Source organism: Actinomadura miaoliensis, assembly GCF_039536785.1.
GTDB classification, from domain to species: domain Bacteria; phylum Actinomycetota; class Actinomycetes; order Streptosporangiales; family Streptosporangiaceae; genus Spirillospora; species Spirillospora miaoliensis.
The window spans coordinates 42946-60258 of sequence record NZ_BAAAZG010000058.1 but is presented as its reverse complement, the minus strand read 5'-3'; the positions used below and the strand labels follow the sequence as shown (position 1 = coordinate 60258).

The following is a 17313-nucleotide window of genomic DNA, read 5'->3' as shown; positions in this document are numbered from 1 at the left end:
CCCGCGCAGGCCCCCGCCGCGCCCTTCGCGGCGCCGCCGGAGGCGGCCGCGCTGCGCGGCAAGACCGAGAAGATGAGCCGCACCCGGCAGACCATCGCCCGCCGCATGGTGGAGTCGCTGCAGGTCTCCGCGCAGCTCACCACCGTGGTCGAGGTCGACGTCACCAAGATCGCCAGGCTGCGGGACCGGGCCAAGGCCGACTTCCAGGCCCGCGAGGGCGTCAAGCTGTCGTTCCTGCCGTTCTTCGCGCTGGCGGCGGTCGAGGCGCTGAAGGCCCACCCCAAGCTCAACGCCGTCATCAACAGCGAGACCAACGAGGTCACCTACCACGACGTGGAGAACCTCGGCATCGCCGTGGACGTGCCCGAGCGCGGCCTGATGGTCCCGGTCATCCACAACGCCGGGCAGCTCAACCTGGCGGGCCTGGCCCAGCGCATCGCGGACCTGGCCGAGCGGACCCGCACCAACAAGCTCAGCCCGGACGAGGTGGCGGGCGGCACGTTCACGCTGACCAACACCGGCAGCCGCGGCGCGCTGTTCGACACCCCGATCCTCAACCAGCCTCAGGTCGGCATGCTCGGCACCGGCGCGGTCGTCAAGCGCCCGGCCGTCATCGACGACCCGAACCTGGGCGAGGTCATCGCGGTGCGGTCCATGGTCTACCTGGCCCTGACCTACGACCACCGCCTGATCGACGGCGCCGACGCCGCCCGCTTCCTCGGCACCATCAAGCACCGCCTGGAGGAGGGCAACTTCGAGGCCGACCTCGGCCTCTGAGGCAAGCTGAGGGCGCGTCCCACACGGCCGAAGGAACCCCGCCGCTCCCCCGGGAGCGGCGGGGTTCCGCGCGTCCGGGCGCGTTCCGTGCGGAGTCATCACCAAGAAACGCCAAAGTCGGTCACGTTTGCGCCACGCGCCCGTAGCGTGACGGGTGAACGCGAGTACGCCCGCACGACCCCGAGCACGGCGACGGAGGCGAGACAGTGAGCACCGACGGCCAGCCCCACATCGTCGCGATCGGCGGCGGAAGCTTCGTGCCCGACGCCCGGTACGGGTACGAACCGAGCCCGCTGCTGCGCTACGCCCTCGACCTGACCGGGCAGGACCGTCCCCGGATCTGCTTCCTGACCACGGCGCTGGGCGACGGCGCCGAGCACGTCGCCCGCGGCTACGCCGCCTTCTCCCAGCTGGACGCCGAGGTCAGCCACCTGGTGCTGTACCCCATGCCGAACATGGCCGACATGCGCTCGCACCTGCTGTCGCAGGACCTGGTGTACGTGTTCGGCGGCAGCACCGCCAACCTGCTGGCGCTGTGGCGGCTGCACGGGCTCGACGACATGATGCGGGAGGCGTGGACGGAGGGCGTGGTGCTGTGCGGGCAGAGCGCCGGCGCGCTGTGCTGGCACGCAGGCGGCACCACCGACTCGTTCGGGCCGAACCTGCGGCCGCTGGCCGACGGGCTGGGGCTGCTGCCGTACTCGTGCGGCGTCCACTACGACAGCGACCCGCAGCGCCGTCCCCTGCTGCAGCAGCTCGTCGCCGAGGGGACGCTGCCCGAGGCGTACGCCGCCGACGAGAAGGTGGCCCTGCACTACGTGGGCACCGAACTGGTCCAGGCGGTGTCCTACGGCAAGGGCGCGGGCGCCTACCACGTCACGCCGGACGGCTCCGGCTCGGCCGACGAGCGCCGCATCGAGCCCAGGCTGCTCGCCTCGTCATGACGACCCCGGGCATAAGCTGGGCGACGTGACCGATCTACAGGTAGACGTACGCGAGCCGGAGACCGCGAGCACTCCGGCCGCCACGCGTGAACTGGTCGTCGTGCACGCCGGGTTCGGGGACGCGGCCGTCCCCTACGAGGCGGGCTGGGATCTGCAGCGCCGCACCCACGCGCTGCGGGCCGACGACCGCATCCCCGACACCGTCCTGCTGCTGGAGCACCAGCCGGTCTACACGGCGGGCAAGCGGACCGAGCCGCTGGACCGGCCGTTCGGCGACCCCGGCGCCCCGGTCATTGACGTCGACCGCGGCGGGAAGATCACCTGGCACGGTCCCGGGCAGCTCACCGGCTACCCCATCGTCCGGCTGCCGGACCCGGTGGACGTGGTCGGCTATGTGCGGCTGCTGGAGAAGATGATGATGGCGGTCTGCGCCGAACTCGGCCTGGAGACCGTCACGGTGGAGGGCCGCAGCGGGCTGTGGGTGCCCGGCAGCCCCGACCGCAAGATCGGCTCCATCGGGATCCGGGTGGCGCGCGGGGTCACCATGCACGGCTTCATGCTCAACTGCGACTGTGACATGTCGTGGTTCGACCGCATCGTCCCGTGCGGGATCCGCGACGTCGGCTCCACCTCGCTGACCAGCGAGCTCGGCCGCACCGTCACCGTCGCCGAGATCACGCCCCTGGTGGAGCGCCACCTGGCCGACGTGCTGGGCGCCACCGGCACCCTGCACCGCACCACCGCCCAGCTGCTCGGCGCCTGACGCGCCCCCGTACCGGCCTGCCGGGCCGGGCGGCCCGGGCGGTCACCCGTCCTGGGTCATCACCTTGTAGACGGCCTGGCGGTCGGCGGCGGCGGCGGTGAAGAACGCGGTGATCCGCGCGTAGGCGGGCGCGAGCACCCGGTCGCGGTCCATGCCGGCGGCGTCCTGCACCTCGGCGGCGGCCATCGCGGCCGGGTCGAACCGGCCCGCGATCGTCTCGAACGGGGTGCCGGTCAGGTGCTCGGCGGCGGCCGCGACCCGCTCGGGCGCCAGGTAGATGACGTCCATGCCCAGCTCGGCCGCGCCGTCCTCGGTGAGCAGGCGGCCGCCGCACACCACGTCGGCGGCCGGGGCGCGGCCCTCCCAGGCGTCCCCGGTGAGCAGGTAGTGCAGCGCCTGCCAGGCGGCGCCGAGGTCGACGACCTGCTCGGCGGGGTGGCGGCGCCGCCAGTCGGCGATGCCGAACACCAGCCGGGCGATCCGCGAGGGATCGGGCTCGCCCTCCAGCGTCGGCGGCACCCTCAGGTACGTCATGGCCAGTCCCACGGTGGTTCCTCCGTACGGGGTCGAGACGGCGACAGGGAGTCACCTTAGAGAGAACCGCCGATACGGAGGGTGGAAACGCGGGAATCGGCCTGCCTGATTCGTCCCCTGCCCGCCTCCTCTGATGGGGCGCAGGTCACCACGTGGGGGTTGTACTGGGTGTCCGGCTTGCGACGTACCCTGTGGGGGTGACGACGGTGACACCCGAGGGGCGCAAGCTCCTGCGCATTGAAGCCCGCAACAGCCAGACGCCGATCGAGCGCAAGCCCGAGTGGATCAAGACGCGGCTGAAGACCGGGCCGCAGTACCGCGAGCTGATCGGCCTGGTGAAGTCCGAGGGCCTGCACACGGTGTGCCAGGAGGCCGGCTGTCCCAACATCTACGAGTGCTGGGAGGACCGGGAGGCCACCTTCCTCATCGGCGGCGACCAGTGCACCCGGCGCTGCGACTTCTGCCAGATCGACACGGGCAAGCCCGCCGAGTTCGACCGCGACGAGCCGCGCCGGGTGGCCGAGTCGGTCGCGCGGATGGGTCTGCGGTACGCCACCGTCACCGGCGTGGCCCGCGACGACCTGGAGGACGGCGGCGCCTGGCTGTACGCCGAGACCGTCCGCGCCATCCACGGCGCGGTGCCCGGCTGCGGCGTCGAGCTGCTCATCCCCGACTTCAACGGCCGTCCCGACCAGCTCGGCGAGGTGTTCGGCGCGCGTCCGGAGGTGCTGGCGCACAACGTGGAGACCGTGCCGCGCATCTTCAAGCGCATCCGTCCCGCGTTCCGGTACGAGCGGTCGCTGGACGTGCTCACCCAGGCCCGCGCGGCCGGGCTGGTCACCAAGTCCAACCTGATCCTGGGCATGGGCGAGACCCGCGAGGAGGTCTCCCAGGCGCTGCGCGACCTGCACGAGGCGGGATGCGAGCTGGTCACCATCACCCAGTACCTGCGGCCCAGCCCCCGGCACCACCCGGTGGAGCGGTGGGTCAAGCCCGAGGAGTTCGTCGAGCTGCGCGAGGAGGCCGAGGAGATCGGCTTCGCCGGGGTGATGTCCGGGCCGCTGGTGCGTTCCAGCTACCGCGCCGGACGCCTCTACCGGCAGGCGATCGAGGCCCGCGAGTCCTGACCCTGCCCGTCCCCGCCACGGGGACGGCGGGCCGCCCGCACCCGGCCGGCGGATATGCGCCGGTCGGGGAGATGTCGGGCGAGTGGTACGACGGCACTATCCTTGAGGCCATGTCGAACAAGCCGACGGACGGGGCCCAGGAGCGTCCGGGCCGTTTCCAGCAGATCCGACTGGTCGCCCGGGTGCTCAAGCAGGCGAACCCCAAGGCCCTGCCGATCGTGTTCGCGTCCGCGCTCGGCACCCTGGTCGTCGTCATCCTCATCGGGGTGGTCGTCGGCAGCCTGTGGTTCTTCATCCCGCTGGCGGTGCTGGCCGCGGCCGCCGTCGGCATGATCGTGTTCGGTCAGCTGGCGCAGCGCGCGCAGTACAAGATGATCGCCGGGCAGCCGGGCGCGGCCGCGGCGATCCTGAAGAACATGCGCGGCAACTGGACGGTCACCGAGGCCGTCGCCGGCAACCGCAACCTCGACATGGTGCACCGCGTGGTGGGACGCCCCGGGGTGATCCTGGTGTCCGAGGGCCCGCCCAACCGCGTCGGCCCGCTGCTGGGAGCGGAGAAGAAGCGCATCGCGCGCGCCGCCCAGCAGGTGCCGATCTACGACGTGCAGGTCGGCGACGCCGACGGCCAGATCCCCGTGGACAAGCTGCAGCGGCACCTGATGAAGCTGCCGCGCAACCTCACCAAGGGGCAGGTCGGCGAGGTGAACGACCGGCTGCAGGCGCTCCCCCGCTCCATGCAGATGCCCAAGGGCCCGATGCCGAAGGGCGTCCGGATGCCCAAGGGGCCCAAGCCCAAGATGCGCTGACCGCCCCCCGTACGACGTGGAAGAAGCGCCCCCAAGCCGGGGGCGCTTCTTCGTGTTCGTCTCCGGCGGGCACGGCCCTGCCCGTGTCCTACATGTTGACGACGATGGTGTTGGCGGCGCGGTCGTGCAGGCCGCGGTAGTCGCGGTCCCAGATCAGCGCGGGCACGACCACCAGCAGCAGGACGGTGCGGGCCAGCGCCCACACGGGCCCGACCGGACGGCCGTCCAGCCGTATCACCCGGATGCCGCAGATCCGCTTGCCGATCGTGGTGCCGATCAGCCCGACCAGCACCCACGCCTGCACGCCGAACACCAGCAGCGTCATCAGGCTGCGCTGCGGCGGCGACAGTTCCAGCACGCGCGCCAGGAAGCTGGCCACCAGCAGGGACAGCCCCCAGTCGATGAACAGGGCCAGCAGCCGGCGGCCGTATCCGGCGACGGCGCCGCCGCCCTGCTCGGGCAGCCCGAGCCGCTCGCCCGGGTAGCCGAGGTCCGCACCGGCCGAGCGGGCCCCGCCCAGCCACGTCTGCGTCCACCGCGCACCCGCGGCGGGCCGCTCCTTACCGCTGCTCATGGCCCTACGCTATCCGCTCCCCGCCGTGCGTCCCCATCGGCTCCCCGCGGCCGGGGCCGCCGCCGGCCGCCCGCGGTGCACGCGGGACCCATGAAACTGTGTGAAACGGCACGGACACCCCCAAAAACGCCACCCAACGTGAGCCGTAACACAGGCGAAACACATGGGACACGGCCGGGAAACCCCCTGACCATAGCCTCCACAGGAGCCAAAAGCGCCCCAAGGAGGCTGGATGTTCAGCAGCGCCGAAGAGGTCCTGAGCTATATCGAACGCGAAGGCGTGCGTTTCGTCGACTGCCGTTTCGTGGACCTGCCCGGGAAGATGCAGCACTTCACGTTCCCCGTGGAGAGCTTCGGCGAGAGCGTCTTCACCGAGGGGCTGATGTTCGACGGTTCGTCGGTCCGCGGGTTCCAGGAGATCCACGAGTCGGACATGCTCCTGCTGCCGGACCCGAGCACGGCGGTGCTCGACCCGTTCCGCCAGCACAAGACCCTCAACCTCAACTTCTTCGTCCACGACCCGCTGACCGGCGAGCCCTACAGCCGCGACCCGCGCAACGTGGCCAAGAAGGCGCAGGAGTACCTGCGCGGCACCGGCGTGGCCGACACCGCGTTCTTCGGCCCCGAGGCCGAGTTCTACATCTTCGACGACGTCCGCTTCGAGACCAAGGAGAACGCGGGCTACTACTACCTCGACTCGATCGAGGGCGCCTGGAACACCGGGCGCGAGGAGGCCGGCGGCAACCTGGGCGCCAAGCCCCCCTACAAGGGCGGCTACTTCCCCGTCCCGCCGATGGACCACTACACCGACCTGCGCTCGGAGATGGTCTCCCAGCTGCTCGACGTGGGCATCCACGTGGAGATGCAGCACCACGAGGTCGGCACCGCGGGCCAGGCCGAGATCGACTTCCGCTTCGACACGCTGCTGAAGACCGCCGACCAGCTGATGCTCTACAAGTACGTCGTCAAGAACGTGGCGCGCGCCGCGGGCAAGACGGTGACGTTCATGCCCAAGCCGATCTTCGGTGACAACGGGTCGGGCATGCACTGCCACCAGTCGCTGTGGAAGGACGGCTCGCCGCTGTTCTACGACGAGGTCGGCTACGCGGGCCTGTCGGACACCGCCCGCTACTACATCGGCGGCCTGCTCAAGCACGCCCCGGCGCTGCTGGCCTTCACCAACCCGACGGTGAACTCCTACCACCGCCTGGTGCCCGGCTTCGAGGCCCCGGTCAACCTGGTGTACTCGCAGCGCAACCGGTCGGCCTGCATCCGCATCCCGATCACCGGCTCCAACCCCAAGGCCAAGCGGGTCGAGTTCCGCGTTCCGGACCCGTCCTGCAACCCGTACCTGGCCTTCTCGGCGATGCTGATGGCGGGCCTGGACGGCATCAAGAACAAGATCGAGCCCGCCGAGCCGGTGGACAAGGACCTCTACGAGCTGCCGCCCGAGGAGGCCCGCGCCATCCCGCAGGTGCCCGGCTCGCTGGAGAAGGTCCTGGACGCCCTGGAGGCCGACCACGACTTCCTGCTGGAGGGCGGGGTGTTCACCCCCGACCTCATCGAGACCTGGCTGTCCATGAAGCGCGAGTTCGAGATCGACCCGATCCGCCTGCGCCCGCACCCCCACGAGTTCGAGCTCTACTACGACGTGTGACCGGTCGGGGCGCGCTGACCTGGCACTTCATTAGCGCTCCCCGGCCTGGTTCCGTCCCTGTTCCGCCCGAGCCTGTAGAACCGCGTCAATCGCGGCCCGGGTGGACTCATCGCGGTCCGGCCAGATGTGCCCGTAGGTGTCGAGCGTCGTCTTGGCGCTCGCGTGCCGCAGCCGCGCCTGCACCGTCTTGACGTCAGCACCCGAGGCGATCAGCAGGGACGCCAGGTAGTGCCGTAGATCGTGGTACCGGAAGCCCGTGGGAAGGTCCTCCACCTTCCCGCGGGCTTTCCGCATCTCGCGTTCCAGCACCCACGGCCCGAGCTGCTCGCCGCGCTCGTTCGTGAGTAGCGTCTCGGCCGGATACGCGGCCACATGGGCGGACAGCTCGGCCGCCAGGGACTGCGGGATCGGGACGGGCGTCTGCGACACCTCCGTCTTGAGCGGCTCGGCCGGATACTGCACGGCCGGGCAGATCACGCCCCGCATGAAGTCGACATCGGCGACCCGCAGCCCACACGCCTCGGCGACCCGCAGGCCGGCGAACGCCCCCAGCAGGACCGCGGCCCGGTACCGATGGGGCATCGCGTCGTACAGCGCCCAGACCTGAGCCGTCGTCGCCACGTACGGCCGTTGTTTCGCCGTTCCTGGTGAAGTCCGGCGCGAGCAGGGCGACTTGACCAGGATCCCGTCATGCACGGCGTCGCCCATGATCTGCGACAGCCGGGCGTGCAGGGCGTAGACGTAGGACGGCGCCGCGCCCTGGTCCTTCAACCTGGCGCACCATGCGCGAACCTGGGACGGCCGTACGGCGGCGAGCGGGGAGTCGCCGAACTCGGCCTTGATCTGCGCTATGTGCACCTCGGCCTGCCGGACGGTCGACCGCCGGCGGGTCGCGTACCCGGCAAGCCAGGCGTCGCACCACTCCCCCACCGTGGTCCGGGCTGCCTTCGGATCAACGTACGTCCCGCGCTTGGCGTCGGCCTCCTGGTCTTCGGCGTACGCCTTCGCTCGCGTCTTGGTCGCGAATGCCTTCGTGCGCTCCCGGCCGCCCGGCTCGTCCCAGACTGCCAACCAGCGCTTGCTCTGCGGGTTGCCGCCGTTGTCCGGGTGCCGCTTCGTCTTGACCTTGATCTTCCGCTTGCTCTCCGGATCATCCGGGTCCTTGACCTCGGAGTACCAGAGGTCGCGCACGCGAGCCACGCGCTAGTCCTCCGACGCCTGTACGGGCACCTCGTCAGGATGCTCAAGCCATCCCTGAGACTGCATGAGGTCGCGCCACTCGGGCGGAATAGCCGGCGGGGTGATGCCCGCCGAAATCATCGCGTCGAGCACTCTCGCCAGCTCCCGAATCTCGGCATTGAACCGAGAGGGGGGCCCCACCTCGTACCGCGCGGCGCGACGGAAGTAGGTGAAGAAAGCCCGATGCTGCTGTACCGGGCCGATCGTCTCGCGCCAGCGCTGCCGGCTGTCACGGTCGGCGGGATCGTCCTCGCCCGACACCCAGAACAGTGCCTGCCATGACGCCATGTCGATATTGGGCGTGACCTGTAGGCGCGTCCGGCCGTCGAGCGGGATGAACAGCAGGACAGGCGGGACGTCGAGCGCCTGAGCCAGCACGAGCAGTTCCTCGATCGTGACCATGCCGCGGCGGCCGTTTTCCAGGTTGGTGATGGCCTGGCGCTTCAAGGCTGGCATGCCCAGCTTGGCACAGCGGTCCGCCAGTGCTTGCGCGCTCATACCGCGCCGGTCCCGCAGCTCCCGGACGCGCCTACTGATCACTTCCGTGGGTGTTTGTTGTTCCACAGATGCACACCTTAGGCGACTGGTTGACAAACGGCCAGTGCCGTTGGGAACCTTCCAGTGTCGATTTCATGCACTGACTGTGCATGAGATGAACAGGGAGAGGGCTATGCCCGAGAAGCATCTGAGCATCGAGGACTTGGCGGAGCGGTACGGCGTGCCCGTCAAGACGGTCTACGACTGGAACAGCAAGGGCACCGGGCCGCGCTACATGAAGATCGGTAGACACGTCCGCTACAAGCTCGCTGACGTCATCACCTGGGAGAACGCCCGCTACGCCGACAACGGGGGCGAGGCGGCCTGATGCCCACCAACGAGACGGAGGCCCGGCCCCCGGGCCAGGGGGCGGGCCTCCCGAAAGACGCACACGGCAGCGACGTCACGACCAGCATACGGCGCTACCCCGCCGTGTATGCCAGCCTCTACGCCCCCGCCGGTCGGCGTCGCATGTGGTGGCTGACGCTGCGCTGTCCGCACTGCCGGGCCGGGCACTTTGGGCGCGTCCCCAGCGAGGCCGCCGCGGGCGGTGTCCGCCGTACCCCGTGCGGTCGGCGCGTGTGGGTCGTCGTCGCCCGCGTCTACCGGCCGGAGGGCGCCCAGTGAGCCACTACGGCGCGGCCATCTTCCCCCAGCACGCGGCCCTTCTGGAGGCGTCCGCGATCTCCTCCGAGGTCGCACGGGCCCGCGGATACGTGTCTGTGGACACCAAGAAGCGGCTGGAGAACGCCGGGTTCGAGCGATACCAGCGGAGCGTGCCGGGGCTGCTGATCCCGCTGCGTCGCGCCGACGGCTCGGTGTGGGGCTACCAGTACCGCCCGGACACCCCGCGGACCACCCCGGCGGGCAACACGATCAAGTACGAGACGCCCAAGGGACAGCGCAACGGCATCGACGTGCCGATCGGTATCAAGGACGTGATCGGGGATCCGTCTGTCCCGCTGTGGGTGACCGAGGGGTCCCGCAAGGCCGACGCCGCCGTGTCGGCCGGGCTGGCGTGCGTGTCTCTGTCGGGCGTGTGGGGGTGGCGAGGCAGCAGCGCCCAGGGCGGGAAGCGTGCCGTGCCGGACTGGCATGACATCGCGCTCAACGGGCGGCGGGTCGTGCTCGCGTTCGACTCCGACGCCATGACTAAGCAGCAGGTACACCACGCGCTCGGGCAGCTCGCCGAGTACCTGGCCAGCAAGGGCGCCGACGTGCAGTACCTCCACCTGCCCCAGGACGACGACGGGAAGACGGGCCTGGATGACTACATCGCCGCGCACGGCGCCGACGGCCTAGCCGCGCTGATCCGTCCGGACCTGCCCATGATGCAGACGTCCCTGCCGTCGGCCGGCACGGGCGAAGCCACTGAGACGCGGCCCGCCGCCGACCGTCCGGCGGACGTGGCCGACAGTGCGTCCGATCAGGGCCGGGGGCCGTCGCAGGCGTCCATCCTGGTGAAGATCGCCCGGGGCCGGTTCGAGCTGTTCATGTCCGACGACGGGCGCCCGTACGCGGTCGCCAAGAACGGTCCGAACATCGCCCTGCCGCTGCGAGGCCGGGCCGGGTTGCGGTCGCTGCTGGCCAAGATCTACGCCGATGAGCAGGGCGGGGCGGTGCCATCGCAGTCGGCGCTCGCCGACGCGATGACCGTACTGGAGGGCGTCGCGCAGACGGCCGAGCCGCGCACCCCGCATCTCCGGGTCGCGCGCGACGGTGAGCGCGTCGTCATCGACCTGGGCACCACGGACGGCCGGTGCGTCGTCGTCGGCCCGGACGGGTGGGAGCGGTGCCCGCGGTCCCCGGTGCTGTTCCGCCGGTCCGGCGCGATGAAGTCGCTTCCCGACCCGGTGAGCGACGGTGACGGGCTGGCCCGGCTCGGCGAGCTGCTCAACGTTGACACCGACAGCTTCCGGCTGCTGGTGGCGTGGCTGGCCGCGGCGTTCATCCCGGACCTGCCGCACCCCATCCTGGCGTTCCGCGGTGAGCAGGGCACCGGCAAGTCCAAGTCCGCGCAGATGGTCATCGGGATCATCGACCCGTCCGGCGCTCCCAAGCGCACCGCGCCCCGTGACGTGAAGTCGTGGGCCACGCAGGCGTTCAACTCCTGGGGCCTGTGCCTGGACAACGTGTCGTACATCCCGGACTGGTTGTCGGACGCGCTGTGCCGGGCGGTGACCGGAGACGGCATCGTAGACCGGGCCCTTTACACCGATGATGACGTCGTGGTGCTGGAGTTCCGCCGGGTGTTGGCGCTCACCACCATCGATGCCGGGGCGCTGGCCGGCGACCTGGCCGAGCGGCTGCTGACGATCGAACTGTCGCTGATCAAGGACAGCGAGCGGCGAGAAGAGGCCGAACTCGACCGTGCGTTCGCCGACGCGCACGCCGCCATTCTCGCGAGCCTGTTCGACCTGCTCGCCCAGGTGCTCAAGGCGTTGCCGGACGTGCGGCTGACCGAGCGTCCCCGCATGGCCGACTTCGCCCGCGTCCTGGCCGCTGTCGACCACATCACTGGCTGGTCAACGTTGAAGCACTACACCGACGGCGCCCGCAACGCCGTCGCCGACGTGCTGGAAGGCGAGCCGTTCGCCCAGGCCGTGGTCGAGCTGGTGTGCGAGGCCGGGCCGGACGGCGTGAAGCTGACCGCCCAGCAGATCCTGGACACCGTACGCACGCCCGAACGGCTCCCCAAGAAGTGGCCGCGGGACGCCACGCGCGCCGGTGGGCAGCTCAAGCGCCTCGCCCCCGCGCTGCGGACGATCGGTGTCGAGTTCACCGAGAAGCGGGACGGCCGCGGCCGGTTCTACGTGCTGACCGCGAGCGAGGAACTGCGCAACAACCGCGCCGAGAGTCCAGGGATAGAAGGTGCGTCCGAGCGTCACCAGCGTCACCAAACACCCCCGAAAGGCGCCCTGACCAGCGGAAACAATGGTGACGCTGAGCAGGTGACGCTAGCGTCACACGGCCGAGGTTCCGGCGGCGCTGGTGACGCTGGTGACGCTGGCGGTGACGCTGGCCCGATGTCAGCGTCACCACGGCACGGCCGCGCTGACCAGGGCAAACAGGCCCGTGGTGACGCTGATGACGCTAGTGACGCTGAAACGCAGTCACTCTCTAAGGACGCCACGCCTGCACTCGGCACGATCGGGGAGTGCGCCGGTTGCGGGGGGCCGATGCGGATCATCGCGCCCGGCCAGACCTGCCACCCCAATGACAACTGCGAGCGCCAGGCGCGCGACAGGGGGGCGGCATGAGTACCCATGACGACGTCCGCCAGGCCGTAGAGGAGCGCCTCGCCGCCCGCCTCGCCGACGCCGCGCGGCGCAGAGACGGCCGTCGCCGACGTCTCGCCGAACTGTCCGAGCGTCGCCGGTACGGCCTCGCCGCCCGACATGCCGCCAAGCTCGCCCGGACCAACGACATGGAGACGCAGTGACCACCAACAAGCCCGTCGTGGGCTGTGAAGACCTGTTCCCCCACGTGTCGGTGCTGTACGCCCCCGGCACCGCCCTGCACGGCGAAGTGGTGATGAGCCCGCGCGTGATGGGCCTGCTCATCGCCCCGTCCGTCCCCGAGTTCCTGGAGTGGTGGCGCGACAACGAGCAGAGGGTCAAGGACGGGATCAAGGCCGGACGGCTGGAGTTCCCCGCACGCTGGCAGCGCTGGGCCCGCGGCCGGTCCAACGAGCTGCAGGCGCGGTACGGCTCGACCAACGTCGTCGACATCCTCCGGGGCCTGCAACGCGACTACGGCGTACTGCCGCAGGGCGGCCCGCTGTGACGCCCCGCCGAGTCAAGGTCGTCGGAGACCTGTTCCACGGGCGTGTGCCAGACGGCGCCGTCAAAAGTCGAGAACGACCGGATTCGGAATTTCGCGCGTGTGCGCGTGAGCCTTGGCGAGGGGTCCCGGCATCGGGTCCGCTGCCCGTCGCCATGGTGCCCCCCGCCCGCGGCCCATCCGTACACGCTCGCGCCTGCCCGCCTGCCTGCCCCAGCCTGACGACTCTGGAGAGACCAACCATGCGTGGCCAACTCGCGCTGGAGAACGTGACAGCGTTGGTGACGATCGTCCTCACCGACGACCCTGACAACACGCTCGGCGGTGCACTGGACCGTGCGGTTGCCGAGCTGGGCGAGGCGTCGGATGTCGCGCTCGCGTCGGCGGTCGGGTCGGTGGCGGTGGTGCTGCTCGACCGGCTCGCCGGCGCGACGGGCCGGGACCGCGAGGAACTATGGCGGGAGATCGCCCACGGGCTGGCCGTGTGCGAGATCGGGAAGGAGCAAGAGGGATGAGTGACTACCGGGAGCGGCAGCGGCAGCGGCTGGAACTGATGCGCCGGCTCACCGAAAGCAACCGGCGCCATGAGGCGGCCATGGCGCGACTCAACGAGGTCGCCGACCGGCACCAGGCCGTCGCGCGCCGCACCACCGCCCAGCAGCTGCAGGACGCGGGCCTGGCCTACGCCGCGCGGGACCGCCAGGCCGAGGGCGGGCTGTCCGTGGCGGCGAGCATGGAGGCTGCGGGCATGGTGTTCGCCCCGGCCGCCGAACGCGCCGAGGCCGCACGGCTGGAACACGCCGCGCGCCGACGCCGCGCCGACACCGAGACCACCCGGCGGGAACGCCTGTACGCGACCCTGCGGGACATCTACGGCGCCGATGAGGCGGGGCGGATGGTGCGGTGACCCTGCGGCAGAGCGCCCTGCACGAGGCCGCTCACGCTGTCGTCGCCCGGCACTACGGGCTCGCGGTGGTGGAGATCGTGGTGAGCGACCGCGGAAACGGTCACACGCTGCGTGAGGACGGCGGCCCGATGCATGTCCAAGCGGCCATCACCGCGGCTGGTGAGGTCGGTCAGCGGCTCGCCGGCGAGGCGTTCGTTGACCTGTCGTGTGACGACCTGGCCAGCTTCGAGACACGGTTCGGGTTCGGTGCGCTGTGGCGTGCCCAGCAGGACGCACGCCAGGTGCTCACCACACGTCGCGCTGCGTGGCTCGCACTGGCCGCGCGGCTGGAACGCGAACGCGTGATCGTCGTGAGGTGAGCGACACCCGATTTTCTGAATATCCGGCCGCATGGACCCCAACACACAGTCGCCTTTTCTCTCCGTCACGCTGCGTGTCCCGGGACGTCGCCGGTTTCGCTTACGCTGGCCGTAGATCGGCGAGTCCGGCCTGTTGAAGTTCCCCGCATGAGAGGACATCAGATGGACGCAGTGCGTGCCACCAGGGCCCAGCAGGCGGAGCACGAGGGCCGGGGCGTGGAGGTCGCCAGCGCGGCGCGGTCGGCCCCGTTTCCGCGTGAGTGGGGTGTCCCACCGGCTGGTGAGTTCTCCGAGGAGCGGGCGGCGTGGGTGCGCGCTCGGGTCGCTGAGCATGTGGCCTTGCAGGAGCAGCGCCGCCAGGCCGGGAACGCGGCTGCTGGGATGCGGTCCGCTGCTGGCGGTGCGCACGCGCGGCGCATGCGAGCCCTGCACATGAAGCGCCGCTTCGCTCCCTGCGACATGTGATCTCCATCCTGATCATTCACCGTCCCGCCCCGCCCTAAGGAGACCCCCATGACACTGCACACGCCGCTGTGGATGCAGGTCGCTTCTGGTGACACGCCAGTCCAGTACAGCGCCCAGGATGACCGCCTGCTGCTCACGTCGCTGTGGCAGACGGAGGGTGTCACCGCTGGCGGTCTGCAGGTGTCGCAGCGGGCCGCGGGCGCGAACTTCTCGGTGGACATCGCACCGGGACAGGCGGTCATCACTGGCGACGACATGGCCGGGCAGGGCTCGTATCTGGTTCGCTCCGACGCGGTGGAGAACCTCCCCATTCCGGCGCCTCCAGCGTCCGGGAGCCGTACGCATCGGGTGGTGGCGCAGGTCCGTGACAAGCTCTACAACGGCACCTGGACGGGCTATGACTGGGCGCTGATGGTTCTGGAGGACACCGGGTCCGGCACGCCGCCGGTACCGGGGTCGGCATACTCCCTAGCGACGGTGACAGTGACCGCCGGAGACGCGTCGGTGACGAACGCCAACATCCTCGACACGCGGTTCAATGCACTGTCTCAGCCGGGCCGGGCCCGGCTGACAGGGTCGGACGCCGAGCGTCCCGCCGTTCCGCTGCCCTTCGAGGAGATCGCCCGCACCGACAAAGGATGCACGGAGATCTTCATTGACGGCGCGTGGCGTGAGGTGCCGCGCCGAGACGGCGGGGGGTCGGCATGGACGAGCTACACGCCGGCACTCACGGCGACGACCACGAACCCATCGCTGGGTGTCGGGTCCACCCGCTCGGGCCGGTATATCCGCGAGGGGCGCCGTGTGACGGTCCAGGTGGTGTGTCGGTTCGGCAGCTCTGGCATCAACGTCGGTTCCGGCTTCTATGAGATCGCGCTGCCCGTTGCGGCCCGGGTGACGTCTCCTGGGCGCGTCACGGGTACCGGCTACTGCTACGACGATTCGGGCGCCGACTACCGCGACGGCGGGTGCTTCATCAACACGGGCGTCTCGGACAAGGTGCGGATCTCGATTGACTCCGTGGTGGTGAGGAACAACGCGCCGTTCACGTGGGCGTCCAATGACGAGTTCGGGTTCACCCTCGTGTACGAGGCGGCAAGCTGAGACGTCCCCGGCTCTAACGTTCCTTAGGGCCGCCTGACCTGCGATTTTGTGGGCGACCTCAAGATGTCCGTCAGCCAAGCGGAACGATCCGTTACCCTTCCCGCCTCGTGTGTACGGGGCGGACAGGGGGAAACTCCCGCAGATCTGCGGGAGTTTTTTCCCGTCCTCGCACGCACGGGCCGGACCCTGGCCGACCTGCGAAGGGTCCCCGCGTCGTGGGTACCCCTGCGACCCCCTCAAGGTGGGTGCAGGGTCTGCGTCACGATGAACGTCACGCAGGTCAGGGCACCTGCATTGGGATGAGCCCAACCCAGACATGGCGACGCCCCCGCCGCGCGAGGCTGACGGGGGCGTCAGGTGTCAATGGATTGACACCTGCGGCGGCTACTCGGCCCGGCGGGTCCAGTCGTGGCCGACCTCGTTCAGCCGGTCGGCGGCGGCCTGCCAGCGGCCGGTGTCCTTGATCTCGGTGAGCAGCGCGAGCGCTTCGTCGTCGGTGATCTCGTCTTCGATGCCCGCCGCGAAGACGTTGACGAACACGGTCCCGGCCTCTCCGCCGTGACGGCGCTCGACCTCTTGGACAACGCGCAAGACCCGCTCGACCATGCGGTTCGCGCGCTCCTCGAGAGTGGGCTCGGTACGGCCGGTGGGGGGTGGTGAGATGATGCCCATCAGGGCCTCCTCCTGGATCGGCAGGCGGGGGGCGTAGGGCCGCGCCGGCGGTGGTGTCGCCGGGCGCGGCCCGCTTGTTGGTGGGAGCTCTCACGGGGCGCGTGTCGCGGGGTGGCCGACGCCTACCGGTGCCGGTGGTTCTACTGCATGCCGGTCCCCATGCAGGGCTTGCAGGTGACCTTTTCGCACACCTTCGAGCCCGAGACGGTCGAGTACTTGTAGGTGTAGCCGCGGCCGTCGCAGTTGCGGCACTTGGAAACCTCGGTCTTCATGGCTCCTCCTGTGGGGGTGTTCGAGCGTGAGCTGTCTCGCCGGTCCGTGAGGTGGCCGGGCCCCTGGTGGTGGAGGCCCGGCCGGGTGCGGGTCAGCGGCGGTAGTCGCGCGCGTTCTGTTCCCAGATACGCGCCTCGACCTCGGCGTCCTTCAGGGCCTCCCGCAGCGCGGCGGGGTCGCTCTCGCCGTTGGCCAGCATGCGCCGGTACTTGTCGGCCTCCTTGCGGGCCTTGCGGGCCTTCTCGCCGTACTCGCGGGCCTTGCCCTCTCGGCGCTCGCGCTCGGCCTGGCGGTCGGCGTTGCGGTTGCTGAACAGTCCCATGGTGGGTTTCCTTTCGGGTTAGGTGCCGGGCGGCGGGTTAGGTTTCTCACCTCCCGCCCGGCGGGGGCTCATCTTGCGTGTGACCTGCGGAAAGTTAGGTGTGTTAGCCGGGTTAGGCCGGTGAGGCGGGGCCCTCTGAGCGGCCCTGTAGGCGCGTCTGAGCGGGTGCGGGGCCATCTACCTCACTCCCGGCCGTCCGCGTCGTCCGCGGGCTGGGCGACGGCCGTCAGGTCCGCGGCGTACACCCACATCGCCTCCATGTGATCCCAGGCGACGAAGACCCACAGCTGGTATCCGCCCGACGGCGCGCGGTCGAGACGGATCGAGCGGCGGCCCTCGGCGCTGACCGTGCCGCGCCACGACGGGTGCGCGCGGTGCCCTACGGTCGCACCGGGCGGGAACTTGGCGGCGAGTTCCTTGTAGGCCTGCAGGGCGGCCGGCCGGTTGGGGAGACGGGACATCGGTCCCCT

22 protein-coding genes are annotated in these 17313 nt (G+C 70.3%); 14 read left to right on the top strand and 8 right to left on the bottom strand.

Going from position 1 to position 17313, the window contains the following annotated elements; translation table 11 throughout:
- From sucB to lipB, 3 genes are all read left to right on the top strand, one after another.
- On the top strand, positions 1–777 hold a 777-nt coding region (gene sucB, locus ABD811_RS36665), incomplete at its 5' end, for a 2-oxoglutarate dehydrogenase, E2 component, dihydrolipoamide succinyltransferase (RefSeq protein ID WP_344956977.1).
- Between the two features lie 206 nt (positions 778–983).
- Positions 984–1721, top strand: coding sequence for a Type 1 glutamine amidotransferase-like domain-containing protein (locus tag ABD811_RS36660; RefSeq protein ID WP_344956975.1), 738 nt, complete (start codon positions 984–986; stop codon positions 1719–1721).
- Positions 1722–1746: 25 nt separating this feature from the next.
- Positions 1747–2484, top strand: coding sequence for a lipoyl(octanoyl) transferase LipB (gene lipB, locus ABD811_RS36655; protein WP_344956973.1), 738 nt, complete (start codon positions 1747–1749; stop codon positions 2482–2484).
- A gap of 42 nt (positions 2485–2526) precedes the next feature.
- Here the strand turns inward: lipB and ABD811_RS36650 are convergent, their stop codons facing one another.
- Positions 2527–3030 carry a DUF1877 family protein gene (locus ABD811_RS36650; protein ID WP_344956971.1) on the bottom strand — a complete coding sequence of 168 codons (504 nt, stop codon included), beginning with the start codon at positions 3028–3030 and terminating at the stop codon, positions 2527–2529.
- A 185-nt stretch (positions 3031–3215) separates the two neighbouring features.
- On the opposite strand from ABD811_RS36650, the gene lipA reads away from it, so the two are divergent.
- Together lipA and ABD811_RS36640 are read left to right on the top strand one after the other, a co-directional pair.
- Entirely contained in the window at positions 3216–4145 is a 930-nt protein-coding gene (gene lipA, locus ABD811_RS36645; protein WP_344956969.1) for a lipoyl synthase, read from the top strand.
- 110 nt (positions 4146–4255) lie between these two features.
- A complete protein-coding gene (locus ABD811_RS36640) occupies positions 4256–4951 on the top strand; it encodes a DUF4191 domain-containing protein (RefSeq protein ID WP_344956967.1) in 696 nt (231 codons plus the stop codon).
- A gap of 88 nt (positions 4952–5039) precedes the next feature.
- Here the strand turns inward: ABD811_RS36640 and ABD811_RS36635 are convergent, their stop codons facing one another.
- Complete coding sequence (locus tag ABD811_RS36635) at positions 5040–5525, bottom strand: RDD family protein (protein WP_344956965.1); 486 nt, start codon at positions 5523–5525, stop codon at positions 5040–5042.
- Between the two features lie 232 nt (positions 5526–5757).
- Between ABD811_RS36635 and glnA the strand changes: the two genes are divergently transcribed.
- Positions 5758–7182, top strand: coding sequence for a type I glutamate--ammonia ligase (gene glnA, locus ABD811_RS36630; protein ID WP_344956963.1), 1425 nt, complete (start codon positions 5758–5760; stop codon positions 7180–7182).
- 30 nt (positions 7183–7212) lie between these two features.
- Here the strand turns inward: glnA and ABD811_RS36625 are convergent, their stop codons facing one another.
- The gene (locus ABD811_RS36625; protein ID WP_344956961.1) at positions 7213–8382 is read right to left on the bottom strand and encodes a tyrosine-type recombinase/integrase; all 1170 of its coding nucleotides are present in this window, start codon (positions 8380–8382) and stop codon (positions 7213–7215) included.
- 3 nt (positions 8383–8385) lie between these two features.
- Positions 8386–8985, bottom strand: a complete 600-nt coding sequence (locus tag ABD811_RS36620) for a helix-turn-helix domain-containing protein (RefSeq protein WP_344956959.1) — start codon at positions 8983–8985, stop codon at positions 8386–8388.
- Positions 8986–9091: 106 nt separating this feature from the next.
- Here ABD811_RS36620 and ABD811_RS36615 point away from each other — a divergent pair, with 106 nt between their 5' ends.
- The 8 genes from ABD811_RS36615 to ABD811_RS36580 all read left to right on the top strand — a co-directional run bounded on the left by ABD811_RS36615 (position 9092) and on the right by ABD811_RS36580 (position 15576).
- Positions 9092–9286: a helix-turn-helix transcriptional regulator gene (locus ABD811_RS36615; protein ID WP_344956957.1), complete on the top strand. Its 195-nt coding sequence runs from the start codon at positions 9092–9094 to the stop codon at positions 9284–9286.
- A 295-nt stretch (positions 9287–9581) separates the two neighbouring features.
- On the top strand, positions 9582–12218 hold the full coding sequence (locus ABD811_RS36610) for a DUF3854 domain-containing protein (RefSeq protein WP_344956955.1): 2637 nt from the start codon (positions 9582–9584) through the stop codon (positions 12216–12218).
- Positions 12215–12400: a hypothetical protein gene (locus tag ABD811_RS36605; protein ID WP_344956953.1), complete on the top strand. Its 186-nt coding sequence runs from the start codon at positions 12215–12217 to the stop codon at positions 12398–12400. Before ABD811_RS36610 ends, ABD811_RS36605 begins: the two co-directional genes overlap by 4 nt.
- Complete coding sequence (locus tag ABD811_RS36600; RefSeq protein ID WP_344956951.1) at positions 12397–12744, top strand: hypothetical protein; 348 nt, start codon at positions 12397–12399, stop codon at positions 12742–12744. The genes ABD811_RS36605 and ABD811_RS36600 overlap by 4 nt, the downstream gene beginning before the upstream one ends.
- 239 nt (positions 12745–12983) lie before the next feature.
- Positions 12984–13256 (top strand): hypothetical protein, encoded by a 273-nt coding sequence (locus tag ABD811_RS36595; protein ID WP_344956949.1) that lies wholly within the window; start codon positions 12984–12986, stop codon positions 13254–13256.
- Positions 13253–13648, top strand: coding sequence for a hypothetical protein (locus ABD811_RS36590; RefSeq protein ID WP_344956947.1), 396 nt, complete (start codon positions 13253–13255; stop codon positions 13646–13648). Before ABD811_RS36595 ends, ABD811_RS36590 begins: the two co-directional genes overlap by 4 nt.
- On the top strand, positions 13645–14007 hold the full coding sequence (locus tag ABD811_RS36585; protein ID WP_344956945.1) for a M50 family metallopeptidase: 363 nt from the start codon (positions 13645–13647) through the stop codon (positions 14005–14007). The genes ABD811_RS36590 and ABD811_RS36585 overlap by 4 nt, the downstream gene beginning before the upstream one ends.
- A 513-nt stretch (positions 14008–14520) precedes the next feature.
- Complete coding sequence (locus ABD811_RS36580; RefSeq protein ID WP_344956943.1) at positions 14521–15576, top strand: hypothetical protein; 1056 nt, start codon at positions 14521–14523, stop codon at positions 15574–15576.
- A 384-nt stretch (positions 15577–15960) separates the two neighbouring features.
- Here ABD811_RS36580 and ABD811_RS36575 read toward each other — a convergent pair whose 3' ends face one another.
- The 4 genes from ABD811_RS36575 to ABD811_RS36560 all read right to left on the bottom strand — a co-directional run bounded on the left by ABD811_RS36575 (position 15961) and on the right by ABD811_RS36560 (position 17304).
- The gene (locus ABD811_RS36575) at positions 15961–16248 is read right to left on the bottom strand and encodes a hypothetical protein (RefSeq protein ID WP_344956941.1); all 288 of its coding nucleotides are present in this window, start codon (positions 16246–16248) and stop codon (positions 15961–15963) included.
- A 140-nt stretch (positions 16249–16388) separates the two neighbouring features.
- The gene (locus tag ABD811_RS36570) at positions 16389–16520 is read right to left on the bottom strand and encodes a hypothetical protein (protein WP_344956939.1); all 132 of its coding nucleotides are present in this window, start codon (positions 16518–16520) and stop codon (positions 16389–16391) included.
- Positions 16521–16612: 92 nt separating this feature from the next.
- Positions 16613–16843, bottom strand: coding sequence for a hypothetical protein (locus ABD811_RS36565; RefSeq protein WP_344956937.1), 231 nt, complete (start codon positions 16841–16843; stop codon positions 16613–16615).
- 182 nt (positions 16844–17025) lie between these two features.
- A complete protein-coding gene (locus ABD811_RS36560; protein WP_344956935.1) occupies positions 17026–17304 on the bottom strand; it encodes a hypothetical protein in 279 nt (92 codons plus the stop codon).
- Positions 17305–17313 lie beyond the last annotated feature (9 nt).